19 protein-coding genes and 4 pseudogenes are annotated in these 20,905 nt (G+C 69.0%); 15 read left to right on the top strand and 8 right to left on the bottom strand.

Going from position 1 to position 20,905, the window contains the following annotated elements; translation table 11 throughout:
- Window positions 1-192 precede the first annotated feature (192 nt).
- Window positions 193-678 (bottom strand): GNAT family N-acetyltransferase, encoded by a 486-nt coding sequence (locus tag ACIG0D_RS31320; RefSeq protein WP_399807631.1) that lies wholly within the window; start codon window positions 676-678, stop codon window positions 193-195.
- A gap of 123 nt (window positions 679-801) precedes the next feature.
- Between ACIG0D_RS31320 and ACIG0D_RS31315 the strand changes: the two genes are divergently transcribed.
- Window positions 802-1,143, top strand: coding sequence for a hypothetical protein (locus ACIG0D_RS31315; protein WP_384280595.1), 342 nt, complete (start codon window positions 802-804; stop codon window positions 1,141-1,143).
- 66 nt (window positions 1,144-1,209) lie between these two features.
- Here ACIG0D_RS31315 and ACIG0D_RS31310 read toward each other — a convergent pair.
- Window positions 1,210-3,843, bottom strand: a pseudogene (locus tag ACIG0D_RS31310) (Helicase associated domain protein); the annotation flags it as partial.
- A gap of 202 nt (window positions 3,844-4,045) precedes the next feature.
- On the opposite strand from ACIG0D_RS31310, the gene ACIG0D_RS31305 reads away from it, so the two are divergent.
- The 7 genes from ACIG0D_RS31305 (at window position 4,046) to ACIG0D_RS31275 (ending at window position 10,413) form a co-directional block, all read left to right on the top strand.
- The gene (locus tag ACIG0D_RS31305; RefSeq protein ID WP_030793440.1) at window positions 4,046-4,489 is read left to right on the top strand and encodes a hypothetical protein; all 444 of its coding nucleotides are present in this window, start codon (window positions 4,046-4,048) and stop codon (window positions 4,487-4,489) included.
- Complete coding sequence (locus ACIG0D_RS31300; protein WP_399807627.1) at window positions 4,486-5,328, top strand: hypothetical protein; 843 nt, start codon at window positions 4,486-4,488, stop codon at window positions 5,326-5,328. The genes ACIG0D_RS31305 and ACIG0D_RS31300 overlap by 4 nt, the downstream gene beginning before the upstream one ends.
- Before the next feature lie 324 nt (window positions 5,329-5,652).
- Window positions 5,653-6,909 (top strand): Mu transposase C-terminal domain-containing protein, encoded by a 1,257-nt coding sequence (locus tag ACIG0D_RS31295; RefSeq protein ID WP_399807624.1) that lies wholly within the window; start codon window positions 5,653-5,655, stop codon window positions 6,907-6,909.
- 59 nt (window positions 6,910-6,968) lie between these two features.
- Window positions 6,969-7,535: an AAA family ATPase gene (locus tag ACIG0D_RS31290; RefSeq protein ID WP_399807621.1), complete on the top strand. Its 567-nt coding sequence runs from the start codon at window positions 6,969-6,971 to the stop codon at window positions 7,533-7,535.
- 5 nt (window positions 7,536-7,540) lie between these two features.
- On the top strand, window positions 7,541-7,696 hold the full coding sequence (locus ACIG0D_RS31285) for a hypothetical protein (protein ID WP_399807618.1): 156 nt from the start codon (window positions 7,541-7,543) through the stop codon (window positions 7,694-7,696).
- Window positions 7,697-7,827: 131 nt separating this feature from the next.
- Window positions 7,828-8,916 (top strand): hypothetical protein, encoded by a 1,089-nt coding sequence (locus tag ACIG0D_RS31280; protein WP_399807616.1) that lies wholly within the window; start codon window positions 7,828-7,830, stop codon window positions 8,914-8,916.
- A 267-nt stretch (window positions 8,917-9,183) separates the two neighbouring features.
- Window positions 9,184-10,413 carry a hypothetical protein gene (locus ACIG0D_RS31275; protein ID WP_399807613.1) on the top strand — a complete coding sequence of 410 codons (1,230 nt, stop codon included), beginning with the start codon at window positions 9,184-9,186 and terminating at the stop codon, window positions 10,411-10,413.
- Here ACIG0D_RS31275 and ACIG0D_RS31270 read toward each other — a convergent pair.
- Complete coding sequence (locus ACIG0D_RS31270; RefSeq protein WP_399807610.1) at window positions 10,397-11,935, bottom strand: pentapeptide repeat-containing protein; 1,539 nt, start codon at window positions 11,933-11,935, stop codon at window positions 10,397-10,399. The genes ACIG0D_RS31275 and ACIG0D_RS31270 overlap by 17 nt on opposite strands.
- A 354-nt stretch (window positions 11,936-12,289) precedes the next feature.
- Between ACIG0D_RS31270 and ACIG0D_RS31265 the strand changes: the two are divergent.
- Window positions 12,290-12,394: pseudogene (locus ACIG0D_RS31265) on the top strand (kinase); the annotation flags it as partial.
- 111 nt (window positions 12,395-12,505) lie between these two features.
- On the opposite strand, the gene ACIG0D_RS31260 reads toward ACIG0D_RS31265, so the two are convergent.
- Together ACIG0D_RS31260 and ACIG0D_RS31255 are read right to left on the bottom strand one after the other, a co-directional pair.
- Window positions 12,506-12,649 carry a hypothetical protein gene (locus ACIG0D_RS31260; RefSeq protein ID WP_399807949.1) on the bottom strand — a complete coding sequence of 48 codons (144 nt, stop codon included), beginning with the start codon at window positions 12,647-12,649 and terminating at the stop codon, window positions 12,506-12,508.
- 175 nt (window positions 12,650-12,824) lie between these two features.
- Window positions 12,825-12,911 (bottom strand): annotated as a pseudogene (locus tag ACIG0D_RS31255) (hypothetical protein); the annotation flags it as partial.
- Window positions 12,912-12,932: 21 nt separating this feature from the next.
- Here ACIG0D_RS31255 and ACIG0D_RS31250 point away from each other — a divergent pair.
- The 3 genes and pseudogenes from ACIG0D_RS31250 to ACIG0D_RS31240 all read left to right on the top strand — a co-directional run.
- Window positions 12,933-13,508 (top strand): annotated as a pseudogene (locus ACIG0D_RS31250) (LLM class flavin-dependent oxidoreductase); the annotation flags it as partial.
- Window positions 13,459-13,872 carry an LLM class flavin-dependent oxidoreductase gene (locus ACIG0D_RS31245; protein ID WP_399807607.1) on the top strand — a complete coding sequence of 138 codons (414 nt, stop codon included), beginning with the start codon at window positions 13,459-13,461 and terminating at the stop codon, window positions 13,870-13,872. The pseudogene ACIG0D_RS31250 and the gene ACIG0D_RS31245, both read left to right, overlap by 50 nt.
- Window positions 13,873-13,964: 92 nt before the next feature.
- Window positions 13,965-14,090 (top strand): hypothetical protein, encoded by a 126-nt coding sequence (locus ACIG0D_RS31240; RefSeq protein ID WP_399807605.1) that lies wholly within the window; start codon window positions 13,965-13,967, stop codon window positions 14,088-14,090.
- 249 nt (window positions 14,091-14,339) lie between these two features.
- Here the strand turns inward: ACIG0D_RS31240 and ACIG0D_RS31235 are convergent, their stop codons facing one another.
- Window positions 14,340-14,519 carry a hypothetical protein gene (locus ACIG0D_RS31235; RefSeq protein WP_399807602.1) on the bottom strand — a complete coding sequence of 60 codons (180 nt, stop codon included), beginning with the start codon at window positions 14,517-14,519 and terminating at the stop codon, window positions 14,340-14,342.
- Window positions 14,520-14,824: 305 nt separating this feature from the next.
- On the opposite strand from ACIG0D_RS31235, the gene ACIG0D_RS31230 reads away from it, so the two are divergent.
- A complete protein-coding gene (locus tag ACIG0D_RS31230) occupies window positions 14,825-14,962 on the top strand; it encodes a hypothetical protein (protein ID WP_399807599.1) in 138 nt (45 codons plus the stop codon).
- Between the two features lie 484 nt (window positions 14,963-15,446).
- Here the strand turns inward: ACIG0D_RS31230 and ACIG0D_RS31225 are convergent, their stop codons facing one another.
- Window positions 15,447-15,983: a hypothetical protein gene (locus tag ACIG0D_RS31225; RefSeq protein ID WP_399807597.1), complete on the bottom strand. Its 537-nt coding sequence runs from the start codon at window positions 15,981-15,983 to the stop codon at window positions 15,447-15,449.
- A gap of 215 nt (window positions 15,984-16,198) precedes the next feature.
- On the opposite strand from ACIG0D_RS31225, the gene ACIG0D_RS31220 reads away from it, so the two are divergent.
- Window positions 16,199-16,378: a hypothetical protein gene (locus tag ACIG0D_RS31220; protein ID WP_399807594.1), complete on the top strand. Its 180-nt coding sequence runs from the start codon at window positions 16,199-16,201 to the stop codon at window positions 16,376-16,378.
- 64 nt (window positions 16,379-16,442) lie between these two features.
- Here the strand turns inward: ACIG0D_RS31220 and ACIG0D_RS31215 are convergent, their stop codons facing one another.
- On the bottom strand, window positions 16,443-18,980 hold the full coding sequence (locus ACIG0D_RS31215) for a Helicase associated domain protein (RefSeq protein ID WP_399807591.1): 2,538 nt from the start codon (window positions 18,978-18,980) through the stop codon (window positions 16,443-16,445).
- Window positions 18,981-19,647: 667 nt separating this feature from the next.
- Between ACIG0D_RS31215 and ACIG0D_RS31210 the strand changes: the two genes are divergently transcribed.
- Complete coding sequence (locus ACIG0D_RS31210; protein ID WP_099052758.1) at window positions 19,648-19,815, top strand: hypothetical protein; 168 nt, start codon at window positions 19,648-19,650, stop codon at window positions 19,813-19,815.
- Window positions 19,816-20,905 lie beyond the last annotated feature (1,090 nt).

Below are 20,905 nucleotides of genomic sequence, written 5' to 3'. Positions count from 1 at the left end.
CGTCTACCTGTACATCGACCGCGACGTCCTCGCCCGGCAGGTTGCCCGTGAGGATGCCTAGTGTTGCTCCCTGGCCACGTGCCTCCACGGCTGGGACGCGACGGCGCAGGCCGCCACGCCGTGGTCTCACTCATGGCGTGCCCTTGGCCTCCAACGCACGGCAGCTGTACGGCTTCCACAGCCCAGTGCGGGTTACTCACCGGCGGTGGCAGCCGTGCCCTTCACGGCGAGAATCTCCGAGACCGGGCAGCCCCACGCCGCGCCCGGTCCGGCGGGGCCGTAGAGCGTGAACCCGCACGCCTGGAAGAACGCCTGCCGGTCAGCCGCATCGCCGCCGTCTTGCGGCACCAGTGCCAGGAACGTGTGGCCGGCTTCCTGGGCCCGGCGGGCGATCTCGGCGAGAAGCGCCCGACCTACCCCGCCGCGACGAGCGGCATGAGCGACGGCCATCGTCAAGACGAACGTCTGCTCGCCGGGATGCGCCTCCCGGCCTTCGTCGTGCCCGAAGTCGCAGTGGAGCTGGAACTCAGCGACCCCGACGACAGACCCGCGGAGTTCGGCCACGACGACGTCCAGGCCCTCGAGGTCGTAGAACCTGCCGTCTCCCAGATGGTTTGAGTACAGCAGCTCCTCCACCACCGAGTAATCGGCTTGGACGAGGTCACGGATGAGTGGCATGACCCAAGTGTTCCAGGACCGCGGGGCGGAGGCACCGTCTACGGGCTCCGCGGTCTACGAGCGCTTTGCCTGCTGGCCCATGGTGTCGACTCTGGCAGAGGTGCAGAGCACTACGCTCCTTCCATGTGGAGTGAGTCGAACAACTATGGCTTCGAGAACGAGCTGGACTACCTGCGGTCGATCAAGAAGGACGACAGCTATACGTTCACGTACCCGTTCGAGTACATCGCTAAGAACTACGGGAACGACAATTACGACATCGGCACAGCGGACATGGTGGTCCGGGTCCAGTGGAACGACGCGGAGGCCGGTTACACGGTGGCCTACGACGTCCCCGAGATGGACAAGATCGACCCCGCTGAGGGGAACGGCGATGCAGCGAGCTTCTACGAGAGCGACGTTTACTGGAGGCTCGTGAGCGACCTTGACGGCATGGGGATCAGCTCCGAGCTTCGTGCAATCTAGGCACGGTTGGCTTGCCGTTCCCCGGCCTTCAAAGGTCCGGGGAACGGTCACGGTGCGGGAGCAGGGTCAGTAGTCGTCGCGTTCGGTGTTCGGTCCGTACCGCTCGATGAGGTCGCAGGTACAGGTCCCGCCCTCGTACAGCTCCGTGTCGCACTCTTCGTGGTGCTTCCGCACCGGCCGCTTCGCCGGGGCCGCCGACCGCAGGGCTGCCGACCGCGGGGCTGCCGACCGCGGGGCGGGCGGCTGCAGGACGGCCTCGGCGGCCGACACCGCGCCCGCCCAGTCGATGCCGAGTTTTCGTAGTGCCGCCTGCTGTTCGGGGGTGAGCCGTTCGCGCCTCTGCTTTGTGTTGGTGATCCATACGCCCAGCCGGATGGTGACGGGCTCGTTCTGGCCGTCGATGGTGATGTGTTCGGTGTGGTTGCGTGGTACCGGCCGGTCCGGACCTTCGCGTTCGATCCACTGCGTGAGGGCTGTCAGTCCGCGCTGGAACGCCGCCTCGGCCTTGCTCGCGCCCTTTGTCGTACGCCTGGCCGCCGGGACGGGAGACGGAGCGTCAGCGCCCTTGATGCCCAGCGCGGCCAGCCGTTCCTGCTGCTCGGGAAGAAGCTGCGCCCAGGTGCCCGGGTTCTTCTGCCGCTGAAGCCATCGTCCGATGTCGTCGCCGTCGAAGGTGACGCCGGGGGCGATGTCGGGCAGGACGCCGTCGGGTTCGTCGGCGGCGAGGTCGGCGAGGTGGCGGTAGTGGCGTTGCCAGTTGAGTGGCCAGGGGCAGTTCCAGTCGGGGTCGATCGCGGTGAGCTGTGCCGCGCGTACGGCGGCCCGTTCCGGGTCCTTGCCCAGGCCGTTCTTCGCGCCCTTGCGTCGGAGGTTGGCGATGTGTTGTCCGATCGGCACTCCGCCCCGTCGGCGGGGTCGTCCCAGACGGCGTCCTGCCGGGGGGCGAGGTGTCCGGTGGCGCGTCGGTAGGCCCGGAGTGCGGCGAGCTTGGTCTCCCAGGCTTCTTCGCCGGGTTCCCAGACCATCCCGGCTTCGTCGAGCGGCTCCTTGCGGTGCGGATCGAGTTCCCCGGCCCGCAGCGCCTTGCGCTGCTGGTGCACCCACCGGCCAAGCGGGAACCCTTCGTCGCCCCGACTTCGACCTGGACGTCATACGGGACGGCGTAGGCCCGGTGATGTCGTTCTCCTTCCGCCACCGCAGGAGGACCTGGTAGCCCTCCAGCCAGACCAGCGACTCCGGCCGGTAGACCCGGGTCCGCAGGAACGCCGCGATGGTGGCCGCGTCGCGCGGGCTGGAGAAGTGCAGCAGCGCGGACTCGGCCGCGGCGTCGGCACCGTCCTGCTCCTGGCCCTCGCCGTCGCTCTCGCCGCCGGCCCCGACGATCCGCCCTTCCTCGTCACGCCGGACGTGGACCTTGCGCTTGCCGTGGGTGAGGGCGCGGGAGGCGAGTTGCTCGACCAGGCGCTCATCATGGCTGCGCAGGCCCTGGAGGACGGCCACGAGCGGCTTGAAGCTGGCGGAGGCGACCATGTCGGTCGGGTCCTCGTTCGGCTCCAGGAACACCGGCACGATGATCCTGGCCACCTTGGTGGTGCCGTCGCGGTTGGGTCGGAGTGCGCGGCCGATGTTCTGGACGATCTCGACTTGGGAGCCGCGGGTGTCGGCGAAGCAGATGGCTTCGACTCCGCGTTCGCCGGTGATGTCGACGCCTTCGCCGAGGACGCGGCAGCTGGCGAGGAAGGCGCGGTGGACCCGGCGCCCGGCTGCGTCGATGCCGTTGGCGAACTGCCGTAGCGTCTCGCGGCGTTCGGTGACGAGGTGGTCGCCGCACAGCCATGCCGCCCAGACGCGGTCGGGGGGTACGTGGCGGCCGGCCTCGAGTTCGTAGAACTTCGCGTCGATGGAGGACTTCGGCAGCTTGTCCGCGGCGGCTAGGTCCTCGTCGGTGACGTCGTTGGCGTACAGCTCGGCGGCGGTCTCGGGCAGCTTCTCGGCGAACGCTGCGGCTTCCTCGACGCGCTGGTGGAAGGTCATGACGGTACGCAGGTTCCACTTCGCGGCGTGTTCCAGGAGCGCGGTCTGCAGGAGCGCCATGCGCCGGCCGCGCTGCGCCTCCTCTGATTCGCCGTGGACGGGGGAGGGGTCGTGGATCTCCAGGACGTCGATCTCGAATCCGGCGAGGATGCCGCGCTCGATCGCCTCTGAGAGCCCGAGCTCGGCGATCCACGGCCCGTAGGTGGCGGAGTCCTGGCCCATCGACGCGAGCACCAGCTCCCGGCCGTCTCGGCCGTGCTGCGGGCTGGGCGCGGCCAGGATGCGCGGGGTCGCGGTGAGGTAGAGCCGGTAGTCGGCGGGGATCCGCTGGTTGTCGTGGATCGCGGCCCACGGGCGACCAAGATCACCGGCGGTGCCCTGCGCCTCGTCCACGATCGCGAGGTCGAAACCGCTCATCTGCTGCCCGTACAGCCGCTGGCCGCCCGCCAGCGCTGCCTCCAGCGGCCCGCGCACCTTCGCTCCCCATCCTCCTTCCGGGTCGTCCCGGTCGACGAGAGAGGCGTACGTGGCGAACACGACCACTGGGCCGGACCCTGCCCACAGGGCGAGCTGGATGGGGTTGGTGGTGGTGCGCACCCCCAGCGAGTTGAGCACGGGGTCGTTCTCCAGCGAGCACACCGCGACCATGGGGGAGCGGTGGCCCACCCGGCTGATGGGCGTCGTGTGATGTGCATTGGGTGTGCGTCATAGGTTTTCACTGGTGTTGGGCTGGGGTGATGCCGGTGCCATGGTGTCGTTTTGCCGGTGAAGGCTGGTGTCGTTCGGTGGGTGGGGGGCTTGTCGCTCCTGTGGGTGGGTGTGGCGAAACGCCGGGTGGGGCCGTGTCGTGTCTGGCTACGCTCGGTGGATGCCGTCGTTTGTGGGTGATCCGCGTCATGAGCGTCTTGTTGCTGTCCTGGTGCCGTTGCTGCGTCGGTCGTGTCCACCGGGCGCTGGCGGGTACGGAGGGTCGTACGAGCTCCGGCTCGGTGTTGATGAGGCGGAGGAGCTTGGCGGGGTCGCTCTGATCCGCTCGGCGATGCGTAAGGCCGGCCGGTCCCTGGGATGGACCAGGCTGCAGACGTTTGGGGGTTCCTTCCCGCAGGTTGCTGTGGCGGGTGTGGTGGACCGGCGGGAGGTTCCTGCAGAGTTCGCCGCCGCGGTTGAGGAGTATGAGCTGCAGCGGGGGAGGGCCGCGGCGGAGGTGATCGGGCGGACGTGGCAGGACGGTAAGCCGCGTGCGGTCCCGGGTTCCGTTTTCGTGGTGGCACAGGAGTTCCGTGCCGCGTATGCCGAGGGCGTGGCCGGATGAAGCGTGAGCGGGCGACGCGGCTGCTGGCGGATATGATCACGCGGCTCGAGAACGGTGGTTGGCCGCTGGGCCTGGTTGAGGAGGTGTATGTCTTCGGGTCGTACGCGCGTTGGGCGCTGGAGCCGAACGATGTCGACGTCGTCATTGAGCACGGCACGGACAGGCGTTGGCTGGGCGAGTCGCTGGATGCATCGATCAACGGGCGTGACTCGTACGTGGGGATGAGGCAGGCCCTGCGGGGCCGGACCCGGGGTATCTCCTTCCAGTTCCGTGGCCGCAGCAGCCTGCTGGACGAGGGCTTCGAGCTGTTCTTGCTCTGGCGGAAGGGTGAGCCGTTCTCCCTGGCCCGTGAGCGCCTCGCCTCCTTGACCGCGGACCCGGAAGCCGGGCCGGCGCCCAGGGACCACATGCTGACAGAGTTCGAGGAGCTGGAGAGCCTGGTGCCGCGCCCGGCGCGGATCGAGCTGTTCGGCCGGCACGTGAAGGGCAAGATCAGCACCACGCCGCTGAGGCTGTTGGACGGAGACATCGAGGACCCTGAAGCCATCCGGCATGTACGGCGGCGCTGGGTGGAGACGAGCCCGTTGCGCCGGGCGGCGACCTGCGCTCTGGTCGCGTTGGAGCAGCGGGGCGTTGACCTCGGAGAAGTCACATTGCACGGTCAGCGGCTGTTCGGCCGGGACCAGCTGGCTGAACGCTGCTTCGTCGATCTGGGATGGAACGGTTTCGGATCTATGGGGCGTCTCCTGGACAGCGGAGTGACCTGGCTGGAAGTGCTGCGCCCCCATCGGACCAAGCCCATGGACGCACTGCTCATCGAGCCGACGCCTCGCACGTAACCGGAAACGCCCATAACCGCGCCCCGGCGCCCCATGGGGGATCGGGGGCCTGCTTCATCCGTTCGTGTGTGCCTGATCGGCATGTTGGGATGGATGAGGCCACGGCGGACAGCCACCCACCTGCACGAGGTGCAGCCGGGGGTGAGGAGTGTCCGCTCGGGTTCCTGGTGGCGAGGACATGCTGCGGCGGTGGCCGGCTGGCGGGCGTGGTCCACCGCGAGCTGCTTGCGGAAGCGGCCGCGGCTGGTGACCCGGGCTCGGTGCCTTCTCTCGGACCCTGCAACGCGCGGTACACCGGGACTTGTCGGCGGGGGAGCGGGCCGGGTGAAGGGCGGTGAAGCAGCACGTCGTCGTTACGACGTCTACGGCAAACGGCCGCCCACGCACCGCAACGCCTGCTGGGAGGGTGATCACAAACGTATCCCGGTCCGTGTCGCCCTGGACGGGGCCGCGGTGTGTCCGTGGGTGACGTGGTTCATCGATGTGGCGTCGAAGGTGATCGTGGGGGTAGCGGTCACACCGCACCAGCCGGCTCGGGACGCCGTCCTGGCAGCGCTGCGTTCGGGGATCAGCGGGGCCGCCCCGTACGGGCCGTTCGGTGGCCTGCCGAGCCGGGTTCGGGTGGACCGAGGCAAGGACTTCCTCTCGGGTGTGGTTGCGAGGGCGCTGGGCGGCTTCGCGGTCCCCGTTCACGACCTGCCTGCCTACAAGCCCTACCGGAAGGGCACCGTGGAGGCCTTGAACAGCGCGGTGGAACAGATGCTGCTGGTCTCCCTGCCGGGCTACACGCGCCGTGCCCGCCCCGCGCAGGCACAGCGGCCGGGTCCAGTGGAGGAACTGCTGTCCTACCCGGACTTCGTCAGGGTCCTGCTGGACTGGGTGGCCTGGTGGAACACCGAGCACCGCCCGGCTGGCGTCCCGGACGGGATGACCCCGAGCGAGGCGTGGGAGGCGGATCCGACACCGATCGAGGACGTGCCTGAGAAGCAGCTGGCGTTCTTCGCGATGGAGGACGACGGCCGTATCCGGAAGATCACTACGAACGGGGTCGCGTGGCGGCGCCGCGCCTACATCGCGGACTGGATGGCCGGTCATGCCGGCACCAGGGTACGGCTGCGCTATCTGCCGCATTTCGACGGAACGATCGAGGTCTTCACCGCCGACGGGCCTGTCCGGCACCTGGGCAGCGCTTACCTTGCTGAGGCCGCGACACCGGCGCAGCGCCGCGCGCTGTCCAAGGTCCGTGAGAGCAAGGCTCGCGCTCTCAAAGCGGACCTCAAAGCAGCGGAGAAGCTGAGCCGGACCCGCTACACCGCAACGACCACCCCTGCCGCGCCCCATCCGCGGCGGTCGGTCACCGAGCAGCAGGCCCAGGAGGAGATCAGCCGTGCCCGGGCGGTGGACCTTGCGGCCCGCGCACTGCCGGACCTGATCCCACCCCGCGATCCTCCGCCGGGCTGGGCCCGGCCCCGTCCCCGTCCCCGCCCTGACATCACCGCGCCGGCGGTGACAGACCCAGCCGTCACCGCCCCGCCGGAAAAACCCACCAACACCAGGCCCGCACCAGGCAGCAAGGAGTGACCAGCATGCCCACCTCGCCCCGCAGAGGCCGCCTGCCCGCGGAACGGTAAGACCACTACATGCGCCTGCCAGGTGCCCAGGTCGTCTCCACCCGCGCCCTGCTCACCGCCCGGGAGAACATCCGGGCCGCGATCGACGCCAAGGCGATGATCTGCATCTACGGCCAGGCCGGCAACGGCAAGTCCTTCGCGGTCAACGCCTGCCTGCGCGAGCTCGCACCGAAGCTCACACGCCGGATCCAGTTCCGGGCCCGGCCCTCCACCCGCGACCTCCGTCACGAACTGTTCCATGCCCTCGGCCTGCAGGGCCGACCACCAGCGCAGCCGATCGAGTTCGACCGGACGCTGCGCGGCGCCCATCAAGAACCGCATGTCCTGGTCTACGACGAAGCCCAGTGGCTGTCCAAACTCTGCTTCGAGTACCTGCGCTATCTCTGGGACGACTCCGACTCTGACCTCACCATCATCTTCACCGGCGGGAACGGCTGCTTCGAGATGCTGCAGAGCGAGCCGATGCTGGAGTCCCGCGTCTACGCGTGGCAGGAGATCGACCGCATGCCGCTGGACGAGGTTCTGGCCGTCGTCCCGGCTTTCCACCCGCCTGGACGGACGCGGACCCCGAACTGATCGCCTTGTGCGACCGGGAAGCGGCCCACGGGAACTTCCGGGCCTGGGCGAAGATCACCCACCACCTCACCGTGGGGATGAAGGAGACCGGAAGGGCCTGCGTGGATGAGGAACTGCTGCGCTGGGCCTACAGCAAGCTGAGCCACCGCCGGGCGGCCTGATGCTGGAGTGCCCGAACCGGCCACCGGTCACAGTGATCGTCGACCCACACGACGACGTGGTCCACACCCGGGCGGCCCTTGCCTCCCACGCTCCACACAGCGGACGCCTCACCGTCCACCCCACTCCCGGCGTGGACGCCGCCCTCGCACTCGCCTACGACATCCTCGCCGCCCTGGGCAAGCCCGTCCCCCTGACGGGCTACCGACCGGGCGATCCGGCCCCGGCCTGGTCGCTCGCCGCCGCCTGGATCCTCGCCACCCCCATCACCCACCTGACCCTGCTGCGCGCCCACCTCCTCACTCCGCACCGCTTCAAGGACCTTCTCGCCCTGCGCCGGCGTACCGGCATCCGCCCGACCCTTGTCTGCCACCGCCAAAAGATGAGGCCCTTCCTGGAACGCGAACTGCGGCAGGTGGAACACCGCATCGCCGAGGCATCAGCCCTGCTCCCCGAGACCGAACCGGCCCCCCTGCCCTCGCTCTCCACAGCACGGCCGCTGGCGAACCGATGGATCAGCCTGCCCGCCCTGACCACGCTCAAAGCCTTTGACGAGGCCACCGGCCCGTGCCGCTGCGCAGCACCGACGGCAACGGACCGGGACTTCTTCCCACCGGTGATGCCGCCGGTCACCGAAGCGGAAGTCGCCTGGCGCCTTCACCGCGCCTCAGCCCACCCCCATCTGGCAGCCCAGCTCGCCACGGCAACGTTCACCGCGGCTTCCACCACCCAGCTCAACACCGCACATGCCCGCGACCTGGGGCCGGACACCTCGACCATCACGCTCCACGACCACGGCCTCCGCCAGGGCTGCATGACCCACCCGGTCCCCCACTGGGCCCGCCCCCTGCTGAGGGCCGCCGCACTCGCCTGGAGCATCGAGACCGGCACCGATGGTCCCCTGTTCAGCGATCCGTTGGGCAGTACAGGACTGCCATCCCTGACCGACTTCGCCGAGAGCTGCAAACTGCGCCCACCCCAACCGCCCCGCCCCAAGCGGCGCCGAACCAAACGTGGCCCGGCCCCGCGCCTGAAGGAACCCGCAAACACCATCTGGCCCGTGTGCGCCGCGCACTACCGGCTCTCCTGGGCCAGCGAGATGCTGGACCTGATGCAAGGCTGCCCCCACCCTCCACCGCACACCCAAAAGACCATCGACCGCAGAAAGCGGGGATGGCTGCCGCCCGACTACGGGCTGCGCGAACTGCGGGGCCTGCGCTGAGAAGCGGTGAAACCGCCCGAACCCTCTGTGACCTGCCGCGGGCTCCCCGCGTATAACGGGCCCTGTGTGTTGCTGACCGCGCACAGCGTTCGAGTCAGGCTGGATTGCGTATGGGTACGGCCGCAGAAACCCCCTTTCCTGCCGTGCCCTGTACGACCCGCGCCCCGGGGACCCGGACCGCTGGGACTGGACCGGCGACACTCACCGACCGTCCCGGGCCGACTCGCCCACCAGCCCGGCGCGGGCCGCGCCGGCGCCTTGCACCCGATGACGGTCAACGAAGCCGTGCTCGCCCTGCTGCGCCCGAAGCCGGACCAGCTCGCCAACGAGCCGGCCGACGTCCTCGCCGCCGCGCAGGCCGCCGTCGACGCGCCCGCCGGGCTGGGCACCATCGCCTCCTACGCAACCGAGGTGGCGCTGCCCGCGACCGGCACCTGGTCCAACCCCGGCAAGGGCGGCGCCCAGGCGGACATCGTCATCACCGCGCCCGAGGACGGGGTGCCGCTGCTGTTCGTGGAGATCGACAACTGCTTCGAGCCCGCGCAGGAACTCGCCGCGAAGATCGACAAGCGGTTCTGCCAGCGCAAGGTGAAAGACGTCGACGGCAAGGAGCGACCGATGTGGCGCACCCGCTGGTGGGCGCCCGACGGCCGCCACGGCGATCAACCGCACCCGCCGCTGCTACTCGTCTTCAACCACATCGGCCCCCGCAACCCCAACACCGTCATCGCGCAGCTGGCCAAGCTCACCCGCCGGCACTGGCAGGGCACCGCGTACGAGGACGGCTTCCACATGTACGACGGCAAGCTGCCCATCGTGGTCACCAGCATGAACAAACTGAAGGAGCACGGCCCGGCCGGGGCGATCTTCCAGCGCTTCGGCCGGCCGCACAACCAGACGCTCCTCGAAGCGATCGGCAACCCGCGCCGCGAAGCCCACGACGCCCGCCAGCGAGCCGAGTACGCAGCCCGCGAGTGCGCGGTCAAGGAGCAGCTGCGCCGCGCGGCCGAGCAGCAGCGGGCCGAGTGCGAGGCCCGCCGTCCCTTGAGCTTGGTGATCTCTGCCTTCAGCCGGGCGATCTGGGGCCTCGTGGGGGCCGGGGTTTTCGTCGGTATTTTGCGCATCCTGCAGGCGTCATTGGAACTCGTTGCGGAGTGGGGGTTTGTGGCCAGCGGACCGAGGCACATGCCCACCAGCGGCCGGTCCGCGGTCGGGGTGCCCGAGCGAACATCTCCTTGCGGGGCGCCGCAAGGACTGGGCGTTCGTCGCGCCCCGGCCGCGGAGACCGCGGACGAAGGCCGCGAGCTGCCCGGCACGGACGCGTGGTTACCTCACCCGTTGCCGTTCTCTCGGGACACGCGTACTACGAGTGCTGCGATGCGGCCCGGGGTGGCTGACGCCGCGCAAATCCAGTGCAGAGAGCGGAGGTATCGGGATGGCGACGGCCTATGCAAGCCGTGTGCCTCTGCATGTGAGAGCTTCAGCTCCCACGCTTGAGTCGGCCGCGAATTGCCAGCGCGCCGAGGCCGAGCAGCACAGGTTCGGAGAACCGAGAGCCCATCTCGATATACGTGCCGGCGGTAGTGAGGCCCTGGCCGCTAGAGCGGAAAACAACCGAGTTGAGCGTCACGCTGAGTGCCTTTTCAAACCGCTTGCTGGTGAAGCGATCACCGGTCGGGTTCGTCGGATCCAATGTGCTGACGATGGTCTTCCACTCACCGTCGATCCTCTCCCGGGCGATCTCCTGCTTCGAAGGCTCGGCGGGTAATCCGTAACCCATCATCAACAGGATCGTGGTAAGCATGGCGAGGGCGAGCCAGCAAAGTGCCCGGGACGCGCGCAGGCCGTAGCCGGACAGCAGCCAGTACGCCTGGAGAAGCCAGCGCTCGGCACTTCGCCATGGGCGGCTGTGACGGCGCATCTCCATCTCGCCGTAGTAGAAGTCGGCTGCGCCGGGCTCGTCACTGGCATCCTCACGGGCTTTACGCAATTGCCGGTACGTATCAGCCAGGGCAGCCGGATATGGAGCTGGCCCTGAGGTCTGCCACCCCCGCCACCACGCCTCCTCGACGATCACACGGCGTCGGGTCCATCGCGGGCCTCGGGGTGGTTCGCCGAAGACGCAGGAACCTTCGATCTGCAGCTGGTCGAGGTTGTGGGTTCCCGCGAATGTGCAGCGTGACAGGTCGGCGTCGAAAAGGAGCAGCATGGATGCGTCCACGCCCGAGAGTGAGGTCACTGAGGGACGCAGGTGGGGCCCGATCGGGTGGGCGGGCAGACCGGACTGGGCCACATGGTGATCCATCGAGGTCAAGGTGCAGCGCTCGGCAAGGTAGGCGTGCGTGAGGTCGATCGATGCTCCGCTTGCCTTCAGCGTGACCGGCGCCTCGAACCGGGCGCCGGAGAGGTCGATGCGCTCAGCGACCACTTGAGCGACGGTGAGCTGCGCCACTTGAATTCCCTTGAGGTCAAGCAGCCTGATGCCGCGGGCTCCCATGAACCAAGGCCCCGTCGCGAACGACGCGCCGGAGAAGATGAGATGCCCGGCGAGTGTCGTATCGTTGGCCTCACACCGCACCTCATCGAAGTTCGCGCGCCTGCGGAATTCCGCTCGATCGAATCGTGCAACAGAATTGAATACCGCACCGGAGAACACGGCGTCGTCGCTGAACGTTACCTGTGTGAACCAGGCTCCCTTGCCGAACCATACCGTGTTGAAATTTGCAGCCCCCGTGAAGATCGCTTCGTCGAACCGGGCCCGTCCGATGCGCGGTTGTTCTTCTCCGTGACTGCACAGCGCGTCCAAAAGCGCATCCAGCAGCTCTCTGCTGATCTCGGTGCCCCTTGCATCGATGTCAGCGCCGGGTGTCAGCGTCGCGAGGTACGCGTCGCGTTCCCCTTGGTCGATGTGTCTGAGGCACCTGTCTGCTCCACCGATCTTGATACCTCGGCATCCAATTGGGTTGTCCTCTGAGGCCCCCGCACCGCAGTGGTCCCACCCCGGTCGAATGATGTCCATGCCTGCGATCTCACCAGCGTGCCGGAGCCGTTCGCAGCCTAATCGCCTGAATCACAGATAGCGAGTGTGCCGAACTCTGTTGCCCTACAACTTGTCGGCCGCCAGTGGTACAGCCTGTCACTCCAGCCGCGCGGGTGGCTACCCGCCTGCCACGCGAGCGCCCCCAGAAGCAGGCGCAGGTCATCACCGCTGCCCCGGCTAGTCCGGGCCAGGGCAGCGCGTGCCAGAGGGCTTGAGTCAGTCGGGCGGGACCGAGTGGCGCCCTCGACGGAGCCCTCCCCTGGGGGCGGGTGAGCCTGACCCTCCAATACGCCCCAGGTGCTGTCACCGGCCGTCGGTAGCGTGACCGCCGTGATGGTGGGAATCGAAGAAACCCGGCTGGTCGTCCTACGCGGCAACAGCGCCTCGGGGAAGTCGTCCGTCGCAGCCGGCCTGCGCGAGAGGTTCGGCCGCGGCCTGACGGGCACGCCAGGGCGCCACGACGAAGCCGTCCTGAAGACGGGCAAGAGCATCCTCCGACATAGCGGCCTGCGCTGACCAGGTCACGAGTGGCTGGGGTCATGCTGCTGCCTATTCGAGTCCGAGGTTGGCGAGCGCCTGGAGCTTGTCGGCACTCAGCTTGGCGCGGCGGCTATTGCTGTTGCTGAGGAACACCTCGAGCTTGACCTCCGTGCCATCCTCCAGCCGTTCGACGTGGGCCCTGGATACTTTCACTGAGCCGGTGCGGGTCTTTGTGTACTGCGCCAGGGCCGCAACGTCTCGCTGGAAGGCGCTCACGGCCATTTCGGGGGGCCTTGGCGGGCGTCTCCTGCTCGAGGGGCAGGGGCGTGACGCCGATCGCCTCGAGGAGTTCGGGCTGTTGGACCGTCAGCTTTACCCAGACCGTGTGCTGGCGCTGCCTGGCCAGCCACTTGCCGAGGTCCGTCCCGTGGACGGTGACGCCGGGCAGGACGTCGGCTTGGTCCTCGTAGGCCAACAGCTCGCGGACGGCGACGTTGTGCCGCTGCCAGCGCGCCGGCCACTGCCGGCTGGCGTCGTTCCGTGGCTGGGTTGCCGTGTCTCCGCCGTGGGCCGGGCGTCTCCCTGTCGTCCGGCCGTCCGGCTGCTGTCCCGCCGTGCTGGCCGTGTCGCGTGCCCCGCCGGGCCGTTGCCGTGTTGGCGCTTCGCAGCAGTGCTGCCGCTGGCGCCGTTCTGCTGCTGTGCGGTCGGGTCCCGGCCGCCTGGTGAGCGACGCTGTGTCCTTGAACTCCTTTTGACCCCCGCCGCTGCGTCAAGCGGTCAGCTTCGCCAACCCAGCTATTTTCCCAGCAACGGCCAAAGGGCCGCTCCGGTGCCTACCAGCGTGGCGAGTCCCACGACGGCTGCACCGAGACGCCTGCCATGGGTCCAGAACGGGCTATCGTCCGTAGCCTGCTGGCCGACACTGCTGCTACCGCTGCCCGACGTCTGCGCGGCTGTGACGTTCGCTCGGGCCATCGCCACCATCGACCGGCTCAGCAACGGCCGCTTCGTCGTCGGCGTCGGTGTCGGCTGGGCCCCCCGCACCTCCCACGTCCTGGGCGTGGACTTCCACAGACGCGGCGCCCACCGACCACACCCTGGACGTCCTGGTCCAGGCATGGACCTCCGACACCGTCACCCACCGCGGCCACCGGGTGCACACCGCACCCCGGCCCGTACAGGACCCGCATCCGCCGCTGTGGATCGGCGGCAACGGACCGCGCGCCCTGGAACGCGTCAACCCGATCGGTACCACCTGGCACCCTCTCCACCCCGGCCGGCAGCTGTGCGCCCGCGCCGCCGGGGCCCTCGCGGACGGCAAGCAGTTCGCCCGAGGATCTTCTCCTGCCCACCCGCACCCCCGCCGACCCCGGCTCCCGGCCCCTCGGCTACGGCGCCCCCGACCAGATCCGCGCCGACATCGCTTTCCTCCGTGACGTCGGCGCCGACCACGTGGTCCTCGACACCGACCCCGGACACCGAACACTGAGACCAGCCCCGCCGACCGTCACCACCCCGGAAGGACGCCATGCCGGCCACGGCCACCCACCGCGCGGTCGTCCGCCACGGCACCACCTGCCGCATCGAAGAGATCCCCACTCCGCACCCCGCCGAGGGCGAACTCCTCCTCGCACCCGAGCACCCGAGCACCTGAGCCCCTGCGGCACCGACATCCAGATCCTGCACCGCGACCGCGACGACCCCTCACCCATCGTCGGACACGAGGGCGCCGCCCGCGTCGTCGCCGCCGGACCCGGCACCCACGGCTTCGCCCCCCGGCGACCGCGTACTCGTCAACCCCACCCACCCCGGCGACCCGTCCTTCCTCCTCGACCGCAACGTCCCGGGTCTCTTCCAGCAACGCGTCCTCATCAGCGCATCAGCCATGCGCGACGGCCTGGTCTCACACCTCCCCGAAGACCTCCCCGCCGCCCTCGTCGAACCGTACGCGGTCGTCCGCTACGCCCTCTCCTGCCTGGCCACCTCGGCTCCCGACACCCTGGTCGTCCACGGCGACGGCCTGACCGGCAATCTCGCCGCTCTCCTCGCGCCGCGTCACCGGCACCGCCACACGCCTCGTCACCACCCACCGCCCACGGAACCGTCCCCGCCGTCGAGACCGCCCCTCACCACCCTCGGCAAGCGCCTGGTCGCCATCCACCCTCTCGGCGGCGTCCACCCCGCGCCACCACCCCCCTGCTGCCCGGCCTCGACGGCGTCCGCCGCGCCAACACCGGCGGCCCCTGCCCCCCGGCCACCACCACCTTCACCCGCCCGGGCCTGAGCGTCACACTCACCGGCAACCGCGGCGTCACCAACCCACAACTCCTCGCCGCCGCCGAAACCCTGCGCACCGACAGCACCGTCGACCCGCTCCTCACCCACGTCATGCCCCTCGAGCCCGGCGTCCGCCACCACAACCGGATCATCGGCGACCGCACCCGCACGGTCGACGGCGAACTCGTCATGCGCCTGGTCATCGACCTGGAGAACCACCCGGCACACCATGGCAGCCGACAACCGTAGAGCGGGCGGCCCCCCAAGGATGCTCACCGACGTCCTGACCGCCCACCCGGCAGTGCGCGTCACCAAGGTCAGGTCCTTCACCGCGGCGACCGGCACCGCCGCGATCGACACGGGACGTCCTCACCGCCGCCAGGCCCGACCCGGCCACAGCCCCGCCCCCGCATACGTGCACTGGCAGGTGGACCGCAACCGCGCCCAACGCTGTGGCAGCAGACCTCATTCCATGACGGTGGTGCACCGAGTGACGGTGCGGGCGCGGTGCTCACGTTGCCGGCACGCCGTGACGTTCCTCGCAGCCAGGTCGGACAGGATGCGGGCGATCAGGGCGTCCTGCCCGGCACGGCCACCCCACGCCGCCAACCAGCCCCGAACAGGGCCAAGACGAGGCGACGCAGACTGCCGACACCGGCAGAAGCAGGAGAGGAAAGATCCCCATGGACCAAGGACTCATGGCCTCTCACCGCCAAGGCACCCGATCATCTCCCTACTTGATCAGGGCATTCGCAACAATGATCGCCAGACCGATCAGCATGTCCATACCCCCCGCCCGACACGAGGACGGCCATCCATGCCCCGCGGCGCGGGCAGCCCATGTACCCCAGCCGAACAAGGCGACAGTGTTGAACAGCAGAGCCGCGTCCACCGCCGTGGCCTCTGACCACCACCCGGCTACCGCAGCAAGCAGTATCCCCACCGTGGGCAGCACGGCCGCCACCAGAGGCCACTCGGCGAGCACAAACCGCCGCCTGCTCGCGATGGCTGCCCCGTCGACGGACGCACGCTGGGAAATGACGTGCGCGTACCCATGGGCAGCGCCCGAAGCCAGCGCAGTAAGCAGCACCCACAAGGCATCCCCACCAGGATCGGCCTTCTCACCCGTCGCGTCCAGCGCAGCCACCAGGGCACTGGCCAGCACCAGTCCGTAGACACCGCTGAACAACGACTGCTCCGGCGGCCGGTGCCGCAAGCCCCACCCGGGTGTGACCCTCTCGGGGCGGACACGGTCAGCGCGGTCGGGCATCACATCGCCTCGGTACGGGAAGAGGACTGGGCCCGCACATGCTCACCCGCATGCCGCCAGGGATCACGACGCCACGCCCTGCTCACGTGCCGTTGTGCCCCAAGGGAGGCAGGACGCCGGTGTCTGGCGCCGACCGGATGACGGGCGCGGCGTCGGCGGTGCGCTCACCCCAGATGTCACTGCTGTACGCCATGGATGGCCCCCTTCGTTCACCGATGTCACGGCCGTGCATAAAGACCGGCAAGCGGCTGCGGCCGGCGACCGGCCACCCGTCGATCGCCGCCGGATGGCTCAGCTACGACTCCGGTCGCCCCGCCGACGAGAACGGGGACCAGAACGACGGCCTGACGGACCGCGCACAGCATCCCTCTCAGGCGAAGGCCGGGGACATCTGACCCGGACCTTCGCACCTTGTAGAAGGTTGGGGGATCGCCGCGGATGTCAACCCGCACTGGCTTCCTACGACCACCGCATGCCGATCGCGGACAGCTGCTCGATCCGTTCCGGTGTCAGTGTCGCGGCCCGGCTGCGCTGGTTCCCGATCCATGCTCCGAGCCGAACCTCCCGAACCTCCTGGTCCTCGCCGTTGCTGCCGCTCCCATCGCTGCCGACGACGATCGTCTCGATGTGTTTCCTGGGTACGCGAAGGTGCCCCTCGCGCGCGTAGAACTGTTTGGCGGCGGTGTAGTTCATCAACCACTTGTCGGCCTGCGTACGGCGCGGCTCGGGCTTTTCGTCCTCGCTGGCGGGCTCGATCCCGAGGACGTGCTCGCACATCCACTGCTGGACGGTGGTGAGGTTGTCCCAGCCGAGCCGGACCGAGCGCACCCAGCGCCCCAGATCCTCGCCCTGGTGCACGACGTCGCCCGGCGAGGTGGGCAGTTCGCCGCCGTCCTCCACGTGGAGCCGGACGAGGTGGAAGGCGCGTTGCCATGCCATGGGCCAGGCCGGGCACCAGGAGGGGTCGATGTCCTCCAGCTGCTCGCGCCGTTCGTCCGACAGCGCCCCGGCCGACGACTCCACCGGCAGGTCCTCGGCGCGCCGCTGTTCGATCTCCTGCGCTCGCCGGGCGGCGGCCCGCTGGTTCTTCAGCCAGATGCCCACCTTGTAGCCCTGGTAGGTGGCGTCCAGCGGCGCGAGCAGGTGCCCGTGCTCCTTGGCCCACCCGCGTGCCGCCGCGAGCCCTTCCTCCCAGGCGACGTCGTAGTGGCTCCAGATCATGCCGAGCTTCTCCAGCTGCTCGACGCGGGCGGCGTCCATGTCGCCGCGGGCGTAGAAGCGCCGGTTGTCGGCGATCCACTGCCCCAGCGGGAAATCGGCGAGCGTTGCCGGCCACCCCTCGCCTTCGGCCTCTTGGTCGTCACGGCCGGGCACGCGGAACGTGAAGGGCACCTTCAGGTCGCCGTGGAGCCGGTTGTAGATGACGGCGGCCTCGATGCCGCGCCGCCAGTGTTCGTGCTCGGGGTTGAGGACGCGCAGGTCGATGAACGCGGCCAGCTGCGCGGGGTCGCGAGGCGTGGAGAATTTCAGCAGCTGCCGGGCGGGTACCGAGAGTCGGTCGCTTCGGTCGCTCCCGGTCTCCTCCTCACCCTGCCCGCTGCGGGTCCGTACGCCCCTGACACGGCTCGGGGCCTGTTGCTCGGCGAGCTGCTCCACCACTCGGGTGTCGTGCGCCCTGAGCGCTTCCAGTAGCTTCGCCAGCCCGCCGAACGCCCGGGAGGTGAGCATGTTGTCCGCCGTCTCGCCCGGCCCGAGCAGGACCGGCACGACGAGCGAGGCGACTTTGCCCTCGCCGGGCTGCATGCGCAGAGCGCGGCCGACGGCCTGGACGAGGTCGGGCATGGAGCCGCGCACGTCGGCCCAGTACACGCTGTCGCAGTTCTTGGTGTCGACGCCCTCCCCGAGGACCTTCACCGAGCCCAGGAAGCCCTTCTCGACGACCGTGCCGTCCGTGGCGATCCCGGACGCGAACTCGGTGAGGACCCGGCGCCGGTGGCCCGGCTTGTGGTCGCCGCACAGCCAGTTGGCCCAGATCGTCTTCGGATACAGCTCGGGGTCGGCTGCGTGGAGCCGCTTGGCGACGTCGGGGAGGCCGGCGGCGAACGCCTCGGCCTCCTTCACGACGTGGTGGAAGACGAGCGTCCTGCGGAAGTTCTCCTCCGACGACGCCTTGAGCAGCGCCGTCTGGAGCGCTGCGAGCCGGGCCCCGCGGACCTGGTCCGAGCGGCCCTCAGCGCCGAGGAGCTGGGCGGCCTGGAGCTGGGTGTCGGTGATGTCCACGCACACCACCTGGTAGGGGGCGCAGATCCCGCGGTCGATGGCCTCGGACAGGGTGAGGGCGTAGCAGCGGGCACCGAACGGGCCGTCCGCATCGTCCTCCATCGACGCGACCAGCTCACCCGGCACGCCCGCACCGGCGTCCACGTCGAGCTGCCACAGGCGCGGCGTGGCGGTCATGTACAGGCGCCGCAGGGCAGGGATACGGGTGTTGTCGTGGACGACCGCCCACGGCTTACCGATCCGCCCCGAGGTCCGGTGCGCCTCGTCGACGACGATCAGGTCCCAGCCCGGAAGCCCGGCGGCGTGGGCGCGCTCCAGGGTGCCGAGTCCGAGGGAGGCGTAGGTGGCGTACACGGTGACCTTATCGAAGGGCCGTACCCAGTTGACCAGCTCGTCCACGTCCGTGGTGTTGGGGAAGGACACGTCCTCGCCCCGCAGGGAGGAGACCCCGATCATCGGGCCCGTACGGCCTCCCTCGCGCCACGCGGCCTCGGTCTGCGCCAGCAGGTCCAGCGACGGAACGAGCACCAGCACACGGCCGGCCCTGAGCTCTTCCGCGGCGCGGGTGGCAACGAGGGTCTTGCCGGTCCCAGTCGCCATGATCACCTGAGTGCGGAGTCCCCGCTCGGGCACAGTGGATCTTGCAGGGAATTCCAGTGCCTGGAGTACGGCATCCACCGCTTCCCGCTGGTGAGGACGAAGCTTCCTCATCACCATTCCGTCTTCCTTCCCCCGCAGATTCCTGCGAAGAGTTACCCTAGGACCACGCCGCGAACTCCCATGTAACAGGGCCCGTTGGGAACGGCCTCTGCTCTCCGGGCACCGGGATCACTTCCCGGGCCAGCACGCCAGATCCACGCCGAAGCTAGCTTCTAGGATAGAAGAGATGGAGTCTACTGATTCCAGACTCTATCGAGACTAGAAAACGAAGCAGACCGGACGGAGCGAATCTCCACCGACCCGATGGGTACCCCGGCTCTGTCAATCGCCCGACTGCACTGGAGCGCCATGACAGACAAGACCGAAGACCAGACAGGCAACCGGTTCTGCAAAGCGTGTGGCACGCCAGCCGAGAACGGGAGTTTGTGCAGGCACTGCGGCACCGTTCTGGACCTTCCCGACGACGCGGGTCTGATCGAAGACCAGGGTGGGGGAGTGCGGCGCGATTTCGAGGGACGAGGCAGGCCGCAGAGGCACGGGTGACCAACCAGCAGACTCACGTGCCGTTTCCGCCCCCTCCGGCCTGCCCGCCGGCCTCCGACCCTGCCCCAGCTACGCCCCCACGCACCCAGGGCAGGCCCGCAGCCCGAGCAGCTTTCGTCCCATGTCTGCAGCGGCGGTGGCGGGGCATACGGGGGTTCACCCGTTTGAGAGGAGCTTGTTCATGCTCGGCATAGTCGCGGCGGTGCTGTTCTTCTTCGCGTTTTTGATCAACGCGGCAGAGATCGGTACCAACGATGTGTTCTCCTCGACGAATGTGATGCTGCTGGGGTTGACGGCTCTGGCTCTGCATGTGGCCGGCGTCGGATCCGGCTGGGCCCGCAGACGCTGACCCTTCATCTCGGCGGGCCTGGTGGCAGCGCACTACCAGGCCCGCTCCAGATTTTTCGACTGCATCCGGCGGCGCACCGCAACCACGACGCCTTCCCTTCGTCTCATGCGCTTTGGAGAGCCAGGAAATGTGGACGAGGAAGGGGGTAGACGGGAAGTCATGGACAGCACACGATTACGGCAAGACGAGCAAAACCCGCAGGAAGCCCGTACCCGGGGGACCATGCGGATCTGGCGGTGGGCCAGGTGGGCGGCACTCGTACTTGCGGTCAGCTGGGCGGTGAACTGGATCGGCAGTCTCCTCCAGGGTGAACAGGGGTGGGATCTGTGGTGGCCACTGGTCAGTACCGTCATCTGGACAGGGCTGACCGTGCACGGCTTCGTGACCTACCGCCGAATCAGGACAACGACCCTGTCGGCGATCACCGGCCGACCGCCTGCTTGACCAACCGGTCCACCTATATCGCTGTCACTTTTTGGCACCTGGGCCGAAGTTCCCGGACAAGCGGACGGGGCCCGAGAAGGGAGACCCGATGCAGCGGCGTTCAAGTCCGCGGCCCCCGCCATCATGGACCGTGCCAGGCGCGCCAGGGAGAGTCTGGATCTATTGGCCGATGCTCTGCATAGCCATCGGACTCCTGGCTTGGCAGGTGATAGCGGGCTCCAGCGGAGCGAGTATCGCCTTGTCTTTGTGCCACGTTCTGGTGTGGGCGTGTCTTCTGCTCGCCAACCGGTCTGCTCGGCGCAAACACGCACGGGCATGACCGGACCGTCCCGGCTGCAAGAGGCCCTCGGACCCTTGCCCAACAACACTCAGGCCACGTAAGCCGGCAGCCACAGACGGCGCCCAACACCCTCACGCAGCCAGCAGGGGCTCGCGTCAGCGAGCCCCTGAAGTCCTGGAGGCGCAGCCGGAAGGACCGTCAGGCGGGGGAGCGCAGCGGACCCGCCCCAGGCCGGAGCGAAGCGGAGGCCTGTCAGCGGGACGAAGTCCCCGCCGGCCCGGGAGCGCAGCGGACGGGCCGTCACCTTGCCTGCGCAGCAGGCAAGGTGTGCGGGTGGCGCAGCCACCCGCTTGCGCTCACGCGGAG

It is taken from the genome of Streptomyces sp. NPDC052773, assembly GCF_044547145.1.
Taxonomy (GTDB): Bacteria; Actinomycetota; Actinomycetes; order Streptomycetales; family Streptomycetaceae; genus Streptomyces.
This window is presented reverse-complemented; position numbering and strand designations above follow the sequence as displayed.